This window comes from Thermobifida fusca NBRC 14071 = JCM 3263 (assembly GCF_001592045.1).
Taxonomy (GTDB): domain Bacteria; phylum Actinomycetota; class Actinomycetes; order Streptosporangiales; family Streptosporangiaceae; genus Thermobifida; species Thermobifida fusca.
This window is the reverse complement of sequence record NZ_BCWB01000017.1, coordinates 14402-33900: the sequence shown is the minus strand read 5'-3', so window position 1 is coordinate 33900 and position 19499 is coordinate 14402. Positions and strand designations below refer to the sequence as shown.

Sequence of the window (19499 nt, the reverse complement as noted above, 5' to 3'; positions counted from 1 at the left end):
GTGACCCTCGAAGTCTCGGACCTGCGGGTCTACTATCGCACCTTGCGTGGTGACGTCCGCGCTCTCGACGGTCCCACGTTCACTGTCGCCGACGGCGAGATCATGGGACTGGCGGGAGAGTCAGGCAGCGGCAAGTCCACACTCAGCAAGAGCCTGATCCGGCTGGACGGGCGGATGCGCTACATCGGCGGCAGCGTCACCCTCGACGGCGACGAGATGCCGATCTGGGATGACCGGGCCATGGACGAGTTCCGCTACAAGCGGGTCTCGATCATCCCGCAGTACGCGATGAGCGCGATGAACCCGACCCGCAAGATCGGCAAGATGATCGCCGAGCTGCTGGAGTCGCGGGGGGTGCGGTTCCGGGACGTCCGCGACGAGCTGCACCGCCGTCTGGAGCTGGTGGAGCTGGAGCGGGACGTGCTGGACCGCTACCCGCTGGAGCTGTCGGGTGGGATGAAGCAGCGCACGGTCATGGTGATCTCGACGCTGCTCAACCCGTCGCTGCTGATCGCCGACGAGGTGACGTCGGCGCTGGACGTCTCCACCCAGCGGGCTGTCGCTGAAACCCTGGTGGAGTTCCGCGACCGCGAGTTCGTCAAGAGCATGATCGTCGTGACGCACGACATCTCGCTGGTGTACCAGATCGCGGACACCATCATGGTGATGTACGGCGGACGGCTTGCGGAGAAGGCGTCCGCCAAGACCATCATCGAGATGCCCAAGCATCCTTACACCAAGATGCTGCTGGACTCGCTTCCCGAGGTGGGCGTCAAGTACGAGGACAAGCGGTTGAGCGGTATTCCGGGGAGCCCGCCCGGTCTCCTCAATCCCCCGCAGGGGTGTCGCTTCCGGGATCGCTGCCCGCTGGCCGACAAGCAGTGTCTGGAGCAGCCGCCGTTCGTGGAAGTGGAAAGCGACCACCACGTCGCCTGTTGGAAGGCCGAGTGATCAGATGCTGAAATTCGACCGGGTCACCAAGGTCTACAAGGTGGGCGCCTTCGGCGGGGGAGAGTTCACTGCAGTCCGGGACGCCAGCTTCGAGGTGCGTCCCGGCGAGGTAGTGTCCCTGATCGGTGAGAGCGGCAGCGGCAAGAGCACTCTCGGCAAGATGGCGCTGCGGATCGCGTCGGTGAGCAAGGGGAAGATCACCTGCGACGGCATCGACGTGTCCACGCTGCGCGGGCACCGGGCGCTGAAGGACTACTACCGCAAGGTGCAGGGCGTCTTCCAGGACCCTTTCAGCAGCTACAACCCGATTTTCAAGGCCGACCGGGTCTTCTCGATGATCCGTGAGGAGTACTACCCGGAGGTCTCCCAGAGCGAGTGGCAGGACAGGGTGGCCGAGGCGCTGAAGGTGGTGCGGCTCGACCCGAACCAGGTGTTGGGCAAGTACCCGCACCAGCTCAGCGGCGGCCAGTTGCAGCGCATGCTCCTCGCCCGGGCGCTGCTGCTGGACATCGACTATCTGGTGGCCGACGAGGTGATCAGCATGTTGGACGCTTCGACGCGGATCGACGTGCTCAACCTGTTGGCCGACCTGAAGGCGCGGGGGATGGGCATCCTGTTCGTCACCCACGACTTGGCGCTGGGCAACTACATCAGCGACCAGACGGTCATCCTCTACAAGGGTGAGATCGTGGAGCGCGGGGTCACCGAGAAGGTGTTCAGCGATCCGCGCCACCCCTACACGAAGAAGCTGTTCGCCTCGGTGCCGCAGTTCCACAAGAAGTGGGAGGAGGTCGAGGCCGAGCTCCGTGCCAAGGAGGCCGCCGATACCTCCACGCATCCCTACCACCTTGAGGAGGGCCAGGAGGTCCCCAGCGAGCTGGTGCAGGTCTCCGAGGGGCACTACGTGCAGCCTTTCCACCGTCGGGCCGCGGTGTAGTCCCTAGTTCGCCGTCGAGCCGGCCAGCGGCTGGCTGAGAGTCGCTGACCGGCTCTTCGGCGTGCCTGAAAACGGGAGAACGGCTTTTATTGGCAATTTACTGAACCGCTTAATTTTCCTCTCAGCCTCTTGACACTGAACCGGTTTACTAGTCTCATGGGGAACGCGGCGGAACACCGACGACCGTCGTAAGAGTCGGGTGCGACCCGGCACCGGGTTACGCCCCCTCCCTCCTCCAGGCGCCCGGGTCGCACCCTTGAAGTGCAACACCGCTTCACCTGTGGAGACGCCATGGCAGTGCGCATCGAACTGCGCGAGAACTGGGTCCTCCGTGCGGACGATCCCGCCGAGGTTCCAGTGGAGATCGGCCCTGCGGGGATACCGGCGACCGTGCCGGGATGCGTGCACACCGACCTCATGGCGGCGAACCTCATTCCCGACCCTTACCAAGGTCGCAACGAGACCGAGCTCGGCTGGATCGGCCGCACCCAGTGGAGCTACACGACCACCTTCGACGCCACCGCACTGGCTGAGGCAGAACGGATCGACCTGGAATGCGCCGGACTGGACACCGTGGCCACGGTGTTCCTCAACGGTACGGAAGTCGGCCAGAGCCGCAATATGCACCGCTCCTACCGTTTCGACCTGCGCCGGGCGCTCCGAGACGGCACTAACGAACTGAGGGTCGAGTTCGCCTCCCCCTACAGCTACGCCACGGCGCTCCGCGACAAGCTCGGGGACCGGCCCAACGCCTACCCCGAGCCGTTCCAGTTCATCCGCAAGATGGCCTGCAACTTCGGCTGGGACTGGGGCCCCACCCTCGTCACCTCGGGGATCTGGCGGCCGATCCACGTGCACGCGTGGCACACGGCCCGCCTAGCCCAGGTCGTCCCCCTGATCACCGTGGCCCGCACCCACGACGGCAGCCTGGAGGGCCGCGTCCTGGTGCGGGTGGAGGTGGAGCGGAGCGAGCACGGGGAGGACACCGAGCTGGTCGTGCGCGTCCGGATCGCCGACCGGGAGCAGTCAATCGCCGTCCCCGCCGGGGTGTGCCGTACCGAACTGGAGGTCACCGTCCCCGACCCCGACCTCTGGTGGCCCCGCGGCTACGGTGACCAGCCGCTCTACGACCTGCGCGTCGATCTGGCCGCTCACGGGGAGGAACTGGACACCTGGCAGCGCCGGATCGGGTTCCGCACGGTCGAGCTCGACACCGGTGTCGACGAGGACGGCCGCCGGTTCACCATCGTCGTCAACGGGGTGCCCGTCCTCGTCAAGGGCGCCAACTGGATTCCCGACGACTGTTTTGTGAGCCGGGTGGGGCGCGACCGCTACGCCGCGCGGATCGACCAGGCGGTCGCGGCCAACATGAACCTGCTGCGGGTGTGGGGCGGCGGCCGCTACGAGAGCGAGGACTTCTACGAGCTGTGCGACGAGCGCGGCATCCTCGTCTGGCAGGACTTCCTGTTCGCCTGCGCCGCCTACCCCGAGGAGCCGCCGATCACTGAAGAGGTCGAGGCCGAGGCCCGCGAAGTGGTGGCCCGGCTCGCCCCCTACCCCAGCCTGGTGCTGTGGAACGGCAACAACGAGAACATCTGGGGCTACTGGGACTGGGGCTGGAAGGAGGAGCTGGCGGGCCGGAGCTGGGGCGAAGGCTACTACCTGGAGCTGCTGCCGCGGATCGTCGCCGAGGTCGACCCTACGCGCCCCTACTGGCCGGGCAGCCCGTACTCCGGGGTGCCGGACATCCACCCCAACGACCCGCGGTACGCCTCCATCCACATCTGGGACGTGTGGAACGAGGTGGACTACACCGCCTACCGCAACTACCGGCCCCGGTTCGTGGCCGAGTTCGGGTTCCAGGCCCCGCCCACCTACGCCACGCTGCGCTCCGCCCTGCCCGGAGAGGAGCTGCGACCGGATTCGCCGGGCATGCTGCACCACCAGAAGGCGGTCGACGGCAACGGCAAGCTCGCCCGCGGCCTGGCCCCGCACTTCGGCAACCCTGCCGACTTCGACGACTGGCACTATCTGACCCAGGTCAACCAGGCGCGCGCGATTACTCTGGGCATCGAGCACTTCCGCGCCCAGTGGCCCCGGTGCACGGGGAGCGTGGTCTGGCAGCTCAACGACTGCTGGCCGGTGACGTCGTGGTCGGCTGTGGACGGCGAAGGCCGGCGCAAACCGCTGTGGTACGCCCTGCGGGCGGTCTACGCCGAGCGGCTGGCCACGGTGCAGCCTGACGGCGACGGCCTGGTCCTCGTCGTGGCCAACGACAGCAACCGGGAGTGGACCGGGACCGCGCACCTGGCCCGGCGGGCCTTGGACGGCACGGTGCTGGCCGCGGCCGATGCCCCGTTCACTGTGCCTGCCCGCGGCGCCGTCCGGGTGCCGCTGCCCGCCGAGGTGGCGCGCCCCGGGGATGCGACCCGGGAATTGATTACCGCGGACACGGGGGCACGCCGAGCGTACTGGTTCTTCGCTGAGGACCGCGAGATCGCCTATCCGGCGCCGGAGTACGACACCCGTGTCGTGCCGCGTGGCGCGGACCTGTGCGTGACCGTGACGGCGCGGAGCCTGCTGCGCGACCTCTCCCTGTTCGCGGACCGCCTCGATCCGGGGGCCGAGGCGGATGACATGCTGGTCACCCTCCTGCCGGGAGAGTCGCACACGTTCACGGTGCGCGGCGGTGCCCACCTCGACCCTGCCCAGGTGGTCCAGCCGCCCGTGCTGCGCACCGTCAACGACGCGCTGCGCGCCGCGCAGGACAGCATCCCGGTCTGACCAGCCCAGACTCCGGTTCCGGATGGGGTGAGAAAGCGGGCTTTCCGGGACCGGACGGCGGTACGTGGTGGGGCAAGCACCGCGTGCCGCCACCCATGCTGGCCCGGCGGGTGAGGGGTTCGCCTCACCCGCCGGACTCGGCGAGGACGGCGTACACCACGAGGGAGTCGGAGTAGTGGCCGCTAGCCGGGTCGAAGTCCCCGGCGCAGGTCACCAGGCGCAGCTCCGGGCGGTCGCTCGGCCCGTAGACCTGGTCGGTGGGGAAGTCTTCCTTGGGCACCTGTTCGACCCGGTCCACCACGAACACGGGCTGGGAGCCGTCGGCGCGCGCCACGTGGACGAGGTCGTCGGGACGTAGTTCGTTGAGGCGGGCGAAGACCGACGGCCCGCTCCGGGTGTCGAGGTGCCCGGTGAGCACGGCGGGCCCGGCTTCGCCCGGGGAGGCACCGAGCGCGTACCAGCCGACCAGGTTGGGGTCGTCCAGCGGCGGGTCTTCCAGCGTGCCGTCGGGGTTGAGCCCCAGTTCGGCGACGGGCGCGTCCACCCCGATCGACTCGATGGTCAACCGGACAGGAACTGACCGCTTCAGTGGTGTTTCCGGGGTGGCGGGACCGCCGCTGGCGAACGCGGCTGCCACGCCGAGGAGGACGGCCAGCAGGACGCCGACGCTACTTCGCTGCTGGGCGGCCACGGCGCACCCCCTGCCGTAGCGCGACTACGGCGGTAGCACCGAGCAGGAGGAGACCGGCGGCGAGCACGTCGAAGGGCGGGGTCGTGGTGGACGCCGGGCGGGCCAGTCCGCCGCCTCCCGCGTTCGGCGCGCCGCTGGGCGTGGGTGCCGGGGAGGGCGTGGTGTGCTGCGGTGCCGGGACCGCGGACCCGTCCGGGGCGGGCACGGTGACGCTGGCGTACTGCACGTGGCTGGAGTCGGCCGCCCCGCATTCGCCGCGGACCTGGTAGTCGCCGGGTTCCAAGTCGTCGGACAGGACGAACTCCTGTTCGGCCGCGGTCTCCCCGGCCAAGTCGACCCGGGTGGGCGCCGCGAACGCGGGCGAAGAGTACTCCACCCACTCGGCGCTGTCCGGGCAGGAGACCCGCACGAAGACCGTGGAGCCCGGGGCCGCTTTGGGCGGGAACACCGTGATGGCTTCATCGGCGGCCGCGGTCCCGGCCCCTCCGACCAGGACCGCGGCCGCTGTCCAACCGAGCGCGGTGCGTACGCGCATAACCCTCCCCCTCATGTCGCCAGCGCTGCAAGACCCATTGGAAACATCGCAGAGCGTCCCGGGAACACGACGGCCGCCGCTGGCCGGTTGCGGAGTTTTTGCCCGAACTTTCTCCGATATCGGTGGCGCATGGCGGAACGCGCACTTCGGTTCGGGGTGGGGAGGGCCGGGCCGATCCCGCAGGGGCGGAGTGGTGCGCCGCACCCCCGGTCCGGGCGTGTGGCGCGCGGGACGCCCGGGCTCGGCGGATAGATTCGCAAGGGGACGTCTCCGGCACGCCCCGAGGAGGGGACACGCGGTGGGAGGAGGGGCGCCGATGGCCCGACTGTTGTTCGAGTTGGCCGGGGAGTGGAAGCGGCTGGCCGGACCGGGGAGGGAAGCCGCCGCGGTGGGTGCGGAACTCCTGGCCCGGTGGGCGGAGCCGCACCGCCGCTACCACACGCTCGACCACCTCAAAGCGGTGCTGGCTGCGGTGGAGGTGCTCGCGGACGCCGCCCGGGACAGCACCCTGGTCCGGTATGCCGCCTGGTTCCACGACGCGGTGTACCGGGGGGAGCCTGGGGCGGACGAGGAGAACAGCGCGCAGTTGGCGGAGCTACTGCTGCCGTCGTGCGGGTTGAGCACGGAGCAGGTCGCCGAAGTGGCCCGCCTGGTGCGGGTGACCGCCGACCATTCCCCAGAGCCGGGGGACGCCAACGCGGAAGTGCTGTGCGACGCCGACTTGGCGATCCTGGCCGCAGAGGACGCAGAGTACACCGCCTACGCCGCGGCGGTACGCCAGGAGTACGCGCACGTGGGCGACGTGGAGTTCGCGCGGGGGCGGATCGCGGTGCTGCGCGACCTGCTGGCCTCTCCCCGCCTGTACCGCACTGAGCAGGGGTATGCCTGGTGGGAGGAGCGGGCCCGCGCCAATGTGGCGGCGGAGATCGCCCGGTTAACGGAGCAGGCGGCGGGGTTTGCGCCGTCGTAGCCCTGCGGCGTGGAGCCGTGCGACGAGCGTCCGGCTGGAGACGGCGATCGCGCCGAGTTCCAGGGCTTTGGCGTACAGCGTTTCAGGCACGTCGTAGTGGTCCCGGTCGAAGGCGCGCTCCGGGATGCCGAGCGCGCGGGCGAACGCGTGCAGTTCCGCGTATGACGAGTCGCTGACGAGGTGGGACCAGAGCAGGCCGCGCGGTCCCGGCCAGGCAGGGGGGTCGATCAGGACACTCACCGCACCAAGGCTACCGCTCAGCCTGCGGGCGGCTGACGGCCCGCCACGGGATGGGGGAGGACAGCACCATCGTGGAGGAGGGGCGGCCGTGGTCGGCGAGATCGTCGATCAACTGCTCGAAGTGCGCCATCGACGGGACGCCGACGAGGAGCACGCAGCAGGCGTCGCCGGTGACCCGGTAGAGCCGCAGGATCTCCGGGCGGGCCAGCGCGGCCTCGTCGCGCAGCAGGCATAGCGGCCCGTAGCAGCCCATTTGGACGAGGGCGACCACCGACAGCCCTACCGCGTCCAGGTCGACGTGCGCGTGGTAGCCGGTGATCACGCCGCGTTCTTCGAGGCGGCGCACCCGTTCGGCGACGGCCGGGGGCGACAGCGCCACCCGGCGGGACAGTTCGTTGTAGGACAGGCGCCCGTCGGCTTGCAGCTCGGTGAGGATCCGCCAGTCCACCGCATCCAGCATGGTTGACGATCATAAACCATAAGCAGAAAACGGTTTGCGAATGGCAGGAAAAACGTCGTGATCGCCGTGGATTGCGCCTTCCTGGACGGGCGCGCGGCGGGCATCCTGGGAGCCCGGCAGGACAGGTGACGCGCAACCCTTCGGAGGTGATCCCCTCGTGTCCTCCTCCGCTGCCCTCGCCCGCGAGCAGCGCGCCGAGCGCAACCGCGGCCGCCCCACGCTCTCTTTCGACGGCGTCACCCCGTACGCCCACTACACCGCCGTCTCCACGCTGCTGTCGTTGCAGCGCCCCCGCACCGAGGAGCCCGCTGAGACCACGTTCCTCGTCGCCACACAGGTCATGGAGCTGCTGTTCGCGCTGATCCGGCACGAATGGGAGCAGGCCCGCGACGCGGTCGACGCCGATGACGTGCCCGCGGCCCTGGCCGCGCTGCGCCGCGGCCACAAGGCCCAGGACGTGCTGGCCGAGTCTTGGGAGCTGTTGGCTCCCATGACTCCCACCGAGTTCAACCGGTTTCGCGACCAGTTGGGTGAGGCGTCGGGCTTCCAGTCGTACGGCTACCGCCATCTGGAGTTCCTGCTCGGCAACAAGTCGGCGGCCATGATCCGTCCGCACCGTGCCGATCCGCACGTCAGCGCGGAGCTGGAGCGGGCCCTCGCCGAGCCGAGCCTGTACGACGCGGTGCTGCGCCTGCTGCACCGCCGCGGTTTCCCGGTGCCCGCCGAGCGGGTGGAACGCGACTGGACCCAGCCGGCGGAGCCCCATCCGCAGGTGGTGCGGGTCTGGGAGCTGGTCTACGCCGACGACAGGCCCGATAACGAGCTGCTCGCGTTGGCGGAGGCGCTGCTGGACACCGCGGAGCGGGTGACCCTGTGGCGGCACCGCCATGCGATGGCGGTGAAGCGCACGATGGGCGCCAAAGCGGGCACCGGCGGCTCGTCTGGTTTGCAATGGTTGATGAGAAATGTCCAAAAGGATGTGTTTCCGGAGCTCTGGCAGCTACGGACCCAGCTCTAAGCCCGGGCCCATCCTTCGGTGAAGGTAAGGAGCCGACCACTGTGACCATCCCCCTCACCCGCGAGGACTGCGCTGCACGGGACGCCGCCGACCCCCTGGCCCCGTTCCGCGACGAGTTCGTGCTGCCGGACGGCGTCATCTACCTCGACGGCAATTCGCTGGGCGCCCTGCCCCGGGCCACGCCTGCCCGGGTCGCACGCCTGGTGGAGCACGAGTGGGGCCAGCGGCTCATCGCCAGTTGGAACGAGGCGGGCTGGTGGGACAAGCCCCGCACCCTCGGCGCTCTGCTTGCCCCGCTGCTGGGGGCGGAGGCCGACGAAGTGGTGGTGGGGGACGGCACCTCGGTCAACCTCTTCAAGACCGTGGCGGCGGCGCTGTGGCTGCGGCCGAACCGCCGTGTCGTGGTGGCGGAGGCCGGGAACTTCCCCACCGACGGGTACATCGCCCAGGGGGTGGTGGACCTGGTGGACGGGGCCAGCCTCCGCATGGTGGACGTGGACGACCCCGCCGCCTTGGCCGCGGCCTTGGAGCCCGGGGATGTGGCTGTGGTGCTGCTCAGCCACGTGGACTACCGCACCGGCATCCTGCGCGACATGGCGGCGGTCACCGAGATGGTCCACGCGCACGGCGCCCTGGTGGTGTGGGACGTGTGCCACAGTGTGGGCGCGGTGCCGCTCGCGCTCGCGCAGACGGGTGTGGACTTCGCCGTGGGCTGCACCTACAAGTACCTCAATGCCGGTCCGGGCGCGCCCGCGTTCACCTATGTGGCCCGCCGCCACCACGAGCGGGTCCGCCAGCCCATCAGCGGCTGGCACGGCCACGCCCGTCCGTTCGACTTCGCTCCGGAGTACGAGCCTGCGGCGGGGGCGAGCCGGTTTTTGAGCGGGTCGCAGTCGCTGATCGCTGCGGCCGCGCTGGAGGCGAGCCTGGAGTTGTGGCAGCGCGTAGACCTGGCGCAGGTGCGCGAGAAGAGCCTGGCGTTGACGGACCTGTTCGTGGCGGTGACCGCGGAGGCGGGCCTGGAGTGCGTGACCCCGGCAGAGCACGAGCGGCGGGGCAGCCAGGTGGCGCTGCGCCACCCGGACGGCTACCCGATCGTGCAGGCGCTCATCGCCCGCGGGGTGGTGGGGGACTTCCGGTCCCCGGACATTCTGCGTTTCGGGTTCGCCCCGCTGTACTTGCGCTATGTGGACGTCTACGACGCGGCCCGGGCACTGGTCGAGGTCGTCACGTCGGGAGAGTGGCAAGACCCCCGGTTTGCGCAGCGTGCCCAGGTGACGTGAGCGCTGCGGAAGCGGCGTAACCGTGCGGGCGGTCCGGTGATGCGGGCCGCCCGCACGTCGTCTCTCGGGGAGTGTGGCAGAGAGGCCACGCTGGGTGATTTTACCTTTTTATTAACGTTTGGGGCGTTTTTCTCGCTTAGAGTCCTTGTATCCGGTTTGTAATCAGAGCTTGATCAAACCGGGTAAACCGATTGACCCCTTCGAGCGTCTATGGCGCTCGTTGGGTGGAGCCCGCACCTGGCGCGGAGTGCAGCCAGTGCTCCGCTGACCCCCTGACACCGCTGCCGGCGCAGCGGTCGCCCAGCGCGCCCACCCCCTCTGGTTGTGGCACTCCGCCTGTGTGACGCGGGTGCTGGGACGCGGTGTGCGGTTCCGTCACTGTCCTGCCGCCAACCCCTTGGTTCTCCTATGCCCTCTTCCCTGCCTACCGACGACGTGTTGCTGCACGGCAAGGTCAAAGCCTCGTACTTCTGGGACGACGGTTCCGGCATCAACGGCGACACGGGGCCGCCCGCCTCGGGCAAACCCATGCAGAAGGGCCTGTTCGCCGCCCCTAGCTGGCCGCTAGGCACCAAAGGCTACGTGGTCTACGAAGGCAAGACCGCCGAGTTCTTCATCGGCGACCGCGGCCCCGGCGACCCGTCGCAGGGATGCCACGTGATGCTCGACATCGACGGCAAGACCTTCGCCGAGCTCACCGGAGAGTCCTGGAACGAGACCACGTACACGGTCACCGGCGGGGCCGGACACATCAACGTCGAGTACTACATCACGGAGTGGGGTGACGGCCCCGGCACCCCGGGAGTGCCCCACCCCTTCCAGAACCCCTCCGAGCCCTGCCACAACGCGGTCTCCCCGATTCCGGAATCCCAGGAGTCCGCCCCGGAAGAGGCCAGCAGCGAAGAGACCCCTGAAGAGTCGGCCGAACAGCAGTCCGACACGGAGCAGGCCGCCCCCGCCGAGCAGGAGGAGGAGACAGCAGAGGCGCAGGCCGCCCCGCCGTCTCCCGGATCCGGCACCCCGTCCGACAGCCAGCAGGCGGACGCCCCCGCTCCGGCCGCGGACGACGCGGCAGCGGCCGAGCAGACCACCACGGCGACCGAAACCGGCCACGGTGCCTTCGACCTGATGTCCACCGAGGGCCCCATGACCTCGGCCGGGCTGACCATCGTCCTGCTCATCGCGGCCGGGGCCGCGGTCACCAAGCGGGTTGCCAGCCTGCTCCGCCCCACCGGACGCCACCACCGCGCCTCCTGAGAGGCGCAAAGCAGCATCCGCTGCCGAGGATGCGCAGCGAACCCTGCCGGTCCCGGCACCGGGCAGGCAGGGAGGAGACCGCGCCGCACGCCCCCACCCCGGGGCGCAGCGGCTGCCGGGAGCATCCCCGGAGCACACCGCGGGGCAGCGGAGCGGGAGCCGCCCCGACAGGGCGGCAAACCAGGACTAGAGTGCAAAAACCAGGAATTCCCGCCGTAAAACTGGCATGCTGTCCTCTGTTCTCACTTTCTGGACAAAGGACGGTCCCCCCATCGTGTGGCACAGTGAACCGCGTGACACGTACCGGTCACGGGTGCGCGGCTGCCTGCTCGGCGGTGCGCTAGGAGACGCGCTCGGCGCCCCCGTGGAGTTCAGCACACTCGCTCAGATCCGCGCCGCCCACGGTCCTGCCGGTGTGCGCTCCCACGTCGACCCCAGGGCGCTGGTCACCGACGACACCCAGATGACCCTGTGGACTGTGGACGGGCTGATCCGCGCCCGCGTCCGCCAGGCGGTCCACGGCGGAGAGTTCGACCCGACGCGGGCGGTGCACGACGCCTACCTGCGCTGGTACCACACCCAGTTCGTCTCGGCCCCCACCGGGGAGCACCCCGGGTGGCTGGCTGCCCGGAGCTGGCTGTACCACCAGCGCGCCCCCGGCCGCACCTGCCTGCAGGCGCTGCAGGACGCCGTCGGCGGCCGCCAGGAGCGGGGAGCGCCCGCCAGCAACGGCTCCAAAGGCTGCGGCGGGGTGATGCGCAGCGCCCCCTTCGGCCTGCTCCCCGACCACGTCGCCACCGACACCGCCGTCTTCGCCTGGGCGGACCGGGCCGCGGCGCTCACCCACGGCCACCCCACCGGACAACGAGCGTCCGGGGCGCTCGCCCTGCTGATCCGGCGGCTGCTGGCCGGGGACGACCTCGACACCGCGCTGGACGCGGTGCTCACCGAACTGCGCGGCTACACCGGGCACGAGGAGACTACACGGGCGCTGCTCGCCGCGCGGACCGTGGCTGCCGGGGGCGCCCCCAGCGCGGAGCACGTCGAATCGCTGGGCGAAGGGTGGATCGCCGAGGAAGCGCTCGCGATCGCGGTGTACGCGGCACTGGTCCACCGCACTCCCGCGGAGGTCACCGACGCCCTCGCCCTCGCGGTCAGCCACTCCGGGGACAGCGACTCCACCGGGGCGATCTGCGGCAACATTCTCGGCGCCCTGCACGGCGAGGCTGCGCTTCCCCCGGACCTCGCCGACCCAGTCGAAGGCCGCGCCGACCTGCTCCAGCTCGCCGACGACTTCATGCTGGCCTTCGCCTCCCCCGGCCCGCCGACCACCGCCGAGTGGCTGGCCCGCTACCCCGCGGACTGAGCCCGCGGCGCACGGACCGCCTAGAGCCCGCAACCGCACCGAAGGGTCACAGAGCAGAAAAAGTCCGCCAGCTTCGGGGATTCGCGGGCCAGATCCCGCGAATCCCCCTAGCATTCTGGGACGTGGCAACGGACCGTACGGGGGGAGCACATCATCATGTCGGCGGGCTACGGAGGACGGCACCAGCGGAATCGCACCCAGGCCAGCGGTGACCGCCACCGGCGCCGCGAAGTCGAACCGATCCGGGGGCGCCGCGACGAGCAGCGGCTCGCAGAGGAACTCCTCCGCTTGGACGGCGCCTCCTACGGCCGCTACCGGGCCCTCACCGGCGACTGGGACTTCGGCGACTTCACCCTCACCGTGCAGAAGGTCCAGGCCGACCCTTTCGCCCCGCCGTCCCGCATCCTGGTCCGCATCCCCGCGGCGACCGCGGGAATGCCGGAGCACGCCTGGCGCGACCCGGTGCGGCGCCGCGCCACCGCCGACTACCTGGCCCGCCGGGCGCGGCAGGTGCTGCGCGGCACCCGGATCCGTATCGACGCGGGAGGCCAGCAGGTAGTGGAGCGCTCCTCCTGCCAGATCCGCGACGGCGCCGTCGAGCTGCGGCTCGGCCTGGAACTGCCCGGGCACGGGCGCCGCATCGACGGGCGCGCCGCGCGGCACGCGCTGTGCGACACCGTGCCCGACCTGGTCGACGCCCTGTGTTGGGAGGCGCTGGACACCGCGGACGCCACAGCGTTCGCGGACAGTGTCGCCGACACGGTGGCGCTCCGCGACCGCCTGTCCGAGCTGGGGCTCGTGGCTTTCGTGGGCGACGGCGCGATCCTGCCCCGCATCAGCGGGATCAGCGACCTGCCGCTGCGGGACGCGGTCCCCTTCACCTCCCCGGAGAGCCTGCGCGTCACCGTGGACCTGCCGCACCGGGGCACGGTGACCGGGATGGGCATCCCCGAGGGGATCACGCTCATCGTCGGCGGCGGGTTCCACGGCAAATCCACCCTGCTGCACGCGCTGGAGCGCGGCGTCTACGACCACATCCCCGGGGACGGCCGCGAACTCGTCGTCACCCGCGCCGACGCGGTGAAGATCCGTGCGGAAGAAGGGCGGAGCGTGGTCCGCACCGACATCAGCGCTTTCGTCCGCACCCTGCCCACCGGGGCCGACACCAGCGACTTCAGCACCGAGAACGCGTCCGGCTCCACGTCGCAGGCCGCGAATATCGCGGAAGCGCTGGAAGCGGGCACCTCGGTGCTGCTGATCGACGAGGACACGACAGCCACCAACCTGATGGTCCGCGACGAGCGCATGCAGCAACTGGTGCATGGCGACCGCGAGCCCCTCACCCCGTTCGTGGACCTTGTCCGGCCCCTCCACCGGGTCCACGGCGTGTCCACCGTCCTGGTCATGGGCGCCAGCGGCGACTACTTCGACGTCGCCGACCACGTGGTCATGCTGGACACCTACCGTGCCTACGACGTCACCAAGCAGGCTCAGTCGCTCGCCCGGCCGCGCCAGGACGCCCCGTTTACTGTCCCCGCGCGCCGCGTGCCTGACCCCGCGTCGATCAGCGCCGCGGCCCGCGGCCGCACCCGGATCAAACGGCGCGACATGGACGTGCTCACCTTCGGGGAATCCGACATCGACCTGCGGTTCCTCTCCCAACTGGTCGACCCCGCCCAGGTGATCGGTATCGGACTGGCGCTGCGCGCCCTGGTGGAAGAGGGGCTGGTCGACGGGAAACGGACGCTCAGCCAAGCCTTGGACGTGCTGGAAGAACGGCTCCGCGACCACGGCGTCACTTTTGTGGGGCGCGGCTACTATGGCGACTACGCGGCGGTCCGCCGCCAGGAGATCGCTGCGGCCCTCAACCGGCTACGAGGCCTCAAAATTCACCGACAGTGCTAAAACGGAAATAGGGCAGTAAGGTGCCTGGTTATTGCCGTTGAGGCATGTATGGCCAGTCAGTTGTGGATCGGTATCCTGAAGACCCGATCACACGGATGAGCGTGAGAACGGAGACCCGTCCAGGTGCGAGATCCCGCTGATCTCTACGAGCTTCGATCTGACCTTCCGGAACTGTCCGAGCCAGTCATGCTGGTGTCGCTGGACGGTTTCGTGGATGCAGGCGCGGCCGGAAAACAGGCGGTGGCGACCCTCCTCGACGGTCTGCAGCACACCGAGCTCGCCACTTTCGACATCGACGGGCTCCTGGACTACCGGTCCCGTCGACCGGTCATGATCTTCAACGAGACCACCTGGGTGAGCTACGCCGAGCCGAAGCTCTCCCTGACTCTGCTCCACGACCTGGAGGGCACCCCCTTCCTGCTGCTGCACGGCCTGGAGCCGGACCGCCGCTGGGAGGGCTTCACCGCGGCAGTGCGGCAACTGGTCGAGCGCCTGTCGGTCCGGTTGACCGTCTGCTTCTACGGCATCCCCATGGCGGTGCCGCACACCCGTCCCGTGACGGCGACACCCCACGCCACCCGCCCCGAGCTCGTCACCGAGCACACGCCGTGGGTCGGCCGGATCCAAGTGCCGGGCAACATCATGTCGCTGCTGGAGTACCGGCTGGGGCAGGCCGGGCACGACGTCATCGGCTACGCCGTGCACGTGCCGAGCTACCTCGCCCAGTCCGAGTACCCACGCGCCGGGCTCGCGGTCCTGGAGTACATCGCGCGCGTTACCGGGCTGGTGCTGCCCACCGAGAAGCTCGCTGAGGAGGCGACCCGGGTCGACGGCGAGATCAACCGGCAAGTGGAGGCATCCGAGGAAGTCCAGCGCGTGGTCCGCAACCTGGAGGCCCAGTACGACAACTTCATGGCCGTCCACAACGGGCTCGATGTCGATGCGCTCCTCGCCGGAGACGAGTCGCGGCTGCCCACCGCGGACGAGCTGGGGGCGGAACTGGAGCGTTTCCTCGCCGAGCACGGCCGCGGCTCCGCGGAACACGACCGCGGCTCTGAGGGATAGAGTCCCTTCGTGCTCTACCAGTTCATCTTCCACACCCTGCTTCGCCGTGTTGATGCAGAACGCGCCCATCGGGTGAGTTTCGCCGGGCTGCGCGCCCTCGCCGCGGTGCCCGGCACGACCCGTCTGATGCGCCGCGTGCTAGGGCCGCGCGAGCCCGAGCTGCGGGTGCGCGTGTTCGGCCGGGAATTCCCTGGACCGCTGGGGCTGGCCGCGGGGTTCGACAAGAACGCCCGCGGTGTGGCCGCGCTCACCGCACTGGGGTTCAGCCACGTCGAAATCGGGACGGTGACCGGCCAGCCGCAGCCGGGAAACCCCCGGCCCCGGCTGTTCCGCCTGGTCGCGGACCGCGCCATCGTGAACCGGATGGGCTTCAACAACGAGGGCTCGCAGGCGGTGTCGGAGCGGCTGCGCGCCCACCGCGCCCGCCGGGCCCGCGACCTCATCGTCGGGGTCAACATCGGCAAGACCAAGGTGGTCCCGGACAGTGACGCTGTCGCCGACTATGTGACGAGCGCACGCCGGTTCGCGGACCTCGCCGACTACCTGGTGGTGAATGTCAGTTCGCCGAACACGCCGGGCCTGCGGGACTTGCAGGCCACGGAACGGCTGCGGCCGCTGCTGAGCGCGGTGCGCCGCACCCTCGACGAGGCGGGACGCCCCGACCTGCCGCTCCTGGTCAAGATCGCCCCTGACCTGGCTGACGAGGACATCGACGCGGTGGCGGACCTGGCCGTGGAGCTGGGTTTGGACGGCATCATCGCCACCAACACCACGGTGTCCCGCGACGGCTTGGCCACTGACCCGGAGGAGGTGGCCGCGCTCGGCGCGGGCGGCCTGTCGGGGGCGCCGTTGAAGGAGCGTGCCCTGCAGGTGCTGCGCCGTCTGCGCGCCCGGGTGGGGGACCGGCTCGTCCTCATCGCGGTCGGCGGGATCGAGACCCCGGAGGACGCGTGGGCGCGGATCCGGGCCGGGGCCACGCTCGTCCAGGGCTACACCGGTCTCATCTACGGGGGGCCGCTGTGGCCGCGCCGCATCCACCGCGGGGTGGCCGCGTTGGCCCGCCGTGACGGTTTCGCGTCGATCGCTGAGGCGGTCGGCGTGGACGTGGACCCTAGCGCCAAACCGTCGACGGCCTCCTCCTAGCCGCCGGGCGCTGGCTGCGGTCTCCGCTGGCTGCCGTGCAGCACAGACCCCTGACGGGCGCTGCCGCGGGTCAGGGGTCTGTCCGTGTCCTGCGCGGGCAGCGGGCTAGAACTCGAGCGGGGGGAAGTCGAGTTCGCCGGGGTCTGCTCCCACGCGGCGGCAGGTGTGCGCGGCGACCCGGTGGGCGTGTGCCACGCACACGGTGAGCTGGGCGTCGGTGAGGGCGGCCAGCCGCTCGCGCCCGTCTGCCCCCAAGGCTCCGGCTTGGCCGAGGGCATCAAGCAGTCCGGCGCAGAACGCGTCCCCGGCGCCGATGCTGTCGACGACGTCGACCGGTTCCGGCGCCACGGACAGCGGCCGGTCCTCGCGGCCCCGCACCAGTACGAGCGTCTGGTCGCCGCCGCAGGTGATGGTGATCAGGCTCGGTCCGCGGCGCAACCACGACCGGCCGACCTCCACGAGCAGGTCAGCAGACCCGGTCGCGGGGTCCTGCTCGTACAGCCAGTACACGTCTTCGTCGCTGACTTTCACCAGGTCGGCGAGGGCGACTTGGCGTTCTACCCGTTCGCGGGCGCTCGCCGGGGTCCCGGCGAGGGCGGGGCGGATGTTGGGGTCGTAGCTGATCACCGCGCGGCCGCGCTGCCGGGCCACCCACTCTTCCACCACGGCCGCGCCCGGCGGCATCGCCATCGCCAGGGAGCCCACGTGGATGGCGGTCACGTCGTCGGCGAGCGGGTCGGGCAGCTCTTCGGGCCGCCACTGCCAGTCGACGGTGCCTTTGACGTAGAAGTCGTAGGTGGCGCGGCCGGTCTCGTCAAGGGTGGCGATAGCCAGGGTGGTGGGCTCGTCGGAGACGACGATGTCGCGGGTGCTGACCCCGCGGGATCCCACATAGGCGCGCAACTGCTGGCCGAAGCGGTCGGTGCTCATCCGGGCGAGTAGGGACGACGGCACGCCGAGCCGGGCCAGTGCCACCGCGGTGTTGGCGGGTGCCCCACCCGGGACGGAACGGTAGGTGCCGCTCTCCGAGCTGATGAGGTCGATGAGTGCTTCGCCTACGACGGTGATCAACGACAAGTCCTTCCGGGACAAGCGGGCTGGGGCACTGTGCGAGGGAGTAGTATCCCGCCCTTCCGGGGCGCTGACAACGCGGCAGCTCAGGAAAGAGAAACGGGAGCGCGGAGAGGGCCCGCGCTCCCGTGAGGGTGGGGAAGCTTTACAGGGAGTTCAGTGCTTCCTCCGCCGCCTTCTTCATGATCTCTTCCACATCGTCGAAGCTCTGCGGCGGCTCATTGGAGTTGAAGTTGCTGACGCTCCACTCCACGGAGATGTTGATGTTGTCCTGGCGGATCAGGACGGTGGTGCGGTTGCCGGGGGAGATGATCTCCTCGGAGGCGAAGACGAGCACCGACTCGCTGCCGTAGTTGAGCTCCTGCTCTTCGATGACTTCCAGGTCGAAGATGGAGCCTTCTTCGTCGGTGGCGTAGTCGTAGTTGAACGCGTAGTCGTCCTTGGCCGCCTCAACCGAGTCGGAGCCGCCGTAGGGGGTGGAGTATTCGACGGTCAGCGTGCCGTAGAGGCCGTCCACCTCGGTGCTCCAACTGCACGTGGCCGAGTTGTCGGTGATGTTCTTCCGGCTGCTGGAGGCACCGAACTCTTCGAGGGTGCCTTCGGAGAGGACCGAGCACGGGTCTTCCGGCGGGGAGTAGGGGGGACCGCCCGAGGGGCCGGTGTTGCCGCCAGTGTCGTCGCCCGTGTCGTCGTCCGGGGCGTCCGTCTGTCCTGTGTCTTCGGTCTGCTCGGTGGTCTGGGGAGTGTCGGCGACCGGGGCACGGTCGTTGCCGCCCCGGTTGAACAGTACGACGATCACCGCGATGACCAGCACGACGATGACGACACCGCCGGCGATGACGATCCACAGTCCCGCGTTGTTCTTCCGGGGTTGCTGGGGGGTCTGAGCGTGGTACTGCGGCGGGTAGGGAGGCTGGTTGGGGTATTGCGGCATGCCGCCCTGGCTGGGGTAGGGACCCGATCCGTACCCCATGGCCTGCTGTCCGCCGGAACCCCCGTCCCCGTAGGGGGCCTGGTAGGGGCCGCTGTGATAGCTGGGCTGTCCCCCGGTGTTGGGATCGGGCTGCCCGCCCTGGGGGCCGTAGGAGCCTCCGTACGGTCCGGGCTGTCCTCCTGGGTTGCCCTCGCCACCGGGGTACTGAGGTGGCTGGGTGTAGGGTCCGTTGTCGCTCATGACTCCCCTCGCGCCGGCTTGGTTATGTCAGGACTGAGACGCGTGTTGACTCTCTCATGGTTCCGATGCTGGTGGTCCCGGGACCGCTGGGACGGCTCGACCGGGGCGAAGTCCTGCGCTCATGACAAAGCGTTGAGATCTTATCCCTCCATAAGAATGAGGGCAGCGTCCCCCTTCCGGGGGGAAAGGAGGGGAATCGTCACCCTTTTGGAACACAGGACTGCTGCTCGGTACCGGATCGTTGCGCGATCGCTATCGACCTGAGGGGAGCGCGGATGGCCGGAAACGGCCAAAACGGCGGACCGGGGCCGGCCTGCGGCGGCGGAAACGGTGCGTGGTCCGGCTGCAACGTGGAGAAACGCAGGGTTCGTCGATGTGATCCGTAGTTGCCGGGGTCAAACCTGTTTGGCCGAACCAGGCTGTTTCATGGGAAGACTTGGGGTTTGAGACGTATGGTGAGGGCGCTGGGGGAGAGGGAGACTACAGGGGGCTAAGAATGCCGTCCCGCGGGGAGCCACCCGAACACGGGTTCTTCGAGTGGCTCGTCTTCCTCACCGCAATCGGGGTGATGCTGTCGATCTGTGTCGGGTGCACGGCGTGGCTGTACGCCCCCCTGTTCACCGGGTGACCTACGGGCCGGGGCGCGGCG

General features: G+C 69.7%; 18 protein-coding genes. 12 read left to right on the top strand and 6 right to left on the bottom strand.

The genetic code is table 11. The features are described 5' to 3' along the window. The 3 genes from TF1_RS03105 to TF1_RS03095 all read left to right on the top strand — a co-directional run bounded on the left by TF1_RS03105 (position 1) and on the right by TF1_RS03095 (position 4672). A complete protein-coding gene (locus TF1_RS03105; protein WP_016188408.1) occupies positions 1–951 on the top strand; it encodes an ABC transporter ATP-binding protein in 951 nt (316 codons plus the stop codon). Positions 952–955: 4 nt separating this feature from the next. Beyond that, positions 956–1888 carry an ABC transporter ATP-binding protein gene (locus tag TF1_RS03100; protein ID WP_011291361.1) on the top strand — a complete coding sequence of 311 codons (933 nt, stop codon included), beginning with the start codon at positions 956–958 and terminating at the stop codon, positions 1886–1888. A gap of 291 nt (positions 1889–2179) precedes the next feature. Beyond that, positions 2180–4672, top strand: a complete 2493-nt coding sequence (locus TF1_RS03095) for a glycoside hydrolase family 2 protein (RefSeq protein WP_041427778.1) — start codon at positions 2180–2182, stop codon at positions 4670–4672. 124 nt (positions 4673–4796) lie between these two features. Here TF1_RS03095 and TF1_RS03090 read toward each other — a convergent pair whose 3' ends face one another. Together TF1_RS03090 and TF1_RS03085 are read right to left on the bottom strand one after the other, a co-directional pair. After that, positions 4797–5363 carry a class F sortase gene (locus tag TF1_RS03090; RefSeq protein WP_011291363.1) on the bottom strand — a complete coding sequence of 189 codons (567 nt, stop codon included), beginning with the start codon at positions 5361–5363 and terminating at the stop codon, positions 4797–4799. Then, positions 5341–5898 (bottom strand): hypothetical protein, encoded by a 558-nt coding sequence (locus tag TF1_RS03085; RefSeq protein ID WP_049754921.1) that lies wholly within the window; start codon positions 5896–5898, stop codon positions 5341–5343. Before TF1_RS03085 ends, TF1_RS03090 begins: the two co-directional genes overlap by 23 nt. A 316-nt stretch (positions 5899–6214) precedes the next feature. On the opposite strand from TF1_RS03085, the gene TF1_RS03080 reads away from it, so the two are divergent. Then, positions 6215–6868: an HD domain-containing protein gene (locus TF1_RS03080; RefSeq protein ID WP_011291365.1), complete on the top strand. Its 654-nt coding sequence runs from the start codon at positions 6215–6217 to the stop codon at positions 6866–6868. Here TF1_RS03080 and TF1_RS03075 read toward each other — a convergent pair. Then, positions 6833–7108 (bottom strand): DUF4031 domain-containing protein, encoded by a 276-nt coding sequence (locus TF1_RS03075; RefSeq protein ID WP_011291366.1) that lies wholly within the window; start codon positions 7106–7108, stop codon positions 6833–6835. The two genes, TF1_RS03080 and TF1_RS03075, sit on opposite strands and share 36 nt — an antisense overlap. Before the next feature lie 10 nt (positions 7109–7118). Further along, positions 7119–7568, bottom strand: a complete 450-nt coding sequence (locus TF1_RS03070; RefSeq protein ID WP_011291367.1) for an Lrp/AsnC family transcriptional regulator — start codon at positions 7566–7568, stop codon at positions 7119–7121. 157 nt (positions 7569–7725) lie between these two features. Between TF1_RS03070 and TF1_RS03065 the strand changes: the two genes are divergently transcribed. The 7 genes from TF1_RS03065 (at position 7726) to TF1_RS03035 (ending at position 16605) form a co-directional block, all read left to right on the top strand. Further along, positions 7726–8586, top strand: coding sequence for a tryptophan 2,3-dioxygenase family protein (locus TF1_RS03065; RefSeq protein WP_011291368.1), 861 nt, complete (start codon positions 7726–7728; stop codon positions 8584–8586). A 41-nt stretch (positions 8587–8627) separates the two neighbouring features. Continuing rightward, on the top strand, positions 8628–9869 hold the full coding sequence (kynU, locus tag TF1_RS03060) for a kynureninase (RefSeq protein WP_061783619.1): 1242 nt from the start codon (positions 8628–8630) through the stop codon (positions 9867–9869). Positions 9870–10277: 408 nt separating this feature from the next. Continuing rightward, positions 10278–11126 (top strand): hypothetical protein, encoded by an 849-nt coding sequence (locus TF1_RS03055; protein WP_011291370.1) that lies wholly within the window; start codon positions 10278–10280, stop codon positions 11124–11126. A 274-nt stretch (positions 11127–11400) separates the two neighbouring features. Further along, complete coding sequence (locus TF1_RS03050) at positions 11401–12492, top strand: ADP-ribosylglycohydrolase family protein (protein WP_227480830.1); 1092 nt, start codon at positions 11401–11403, stop codon at positions 12490–12492. Positions 12493–12648: 156 nt separating this feature from the next. Continuing rightward, positions 12649–14397 carry an ABC-ATPase domain-containing protein gene (locus TF1_RS03045; protein WP_011291372.1) on the top strand — a complete coding sequence of 583 codons (1749 nt, stop codon included), beginning with the start codon at positions 12649–12651 and terminating at the stop codon, positions 14395–14397. A gap of 123 nt (positions 14398–14520) precedes the next feature. Then, positions 14521–15462, top strand: coding sequence for a proteasome assembly chaperone family protein (locus TF1_RS03040; protein ID WP_011291373.1), 942 nt, complete (start codon positions 14521–14523; stop codon positions 15460–15462). A 9-nt stretch (positions 15463–15471) separates the two neighbouring features. Further along, positions 15472–16605 (top strand): quinone-dependent dihydroorotate dehydrogenase, encoded by a 1134-nt coding sequence (locus TF1_RS03035; protein WP_011291374.1) that lies wholly within the window; start codon positions 15472–15474, stop codon positions 16603–16605. A 105-nt stretch (positions 16606–16710) separates the two neighbouring features. On the opposite strand, the gene TF1_RS03030 is transcribed toward TF1_RS03035, so the two are convergent. Next, complete coding sequence (locus tag TF1_RS03030; RefSeq protein WP_011291375.1) at positions 16711–17676, bottom strand: carbohydrate kinase family protein; 966 nt, start codon at positions 17674–17676, stop codon at positions 16711–16713. A gap of 145 nt (positions 17677–17821) precedes the next feature. Next, the gene (locus TF1_RS03025; protein ID WP_061783618.1) at positions 17822–18850 is read right to left on the bottom strand and encodes a hypothetical protein; all 1029 of its coding nucleotides are present in this window, start codon (positions 18848–18850) and stop codon (positions 17822–17824) included. Positions 18851–19346: 496 nt separating this feature from the next. Between TF1_RS03025 and TF1_RS16430 the strand changes: the two genes are divergently transcribed. Further along, positions 19347–19478: a hypothetical protein gene (locus tag TF1_RS16430; protein ID WP_255266130.1), complete on the top strand. Its 132-nt coding sequence runs from the start codon at positions 19347–19349 to the stop codon at positions 19476–19478. Positions 19479–19499: the final 21 nt, after the last annotated feature.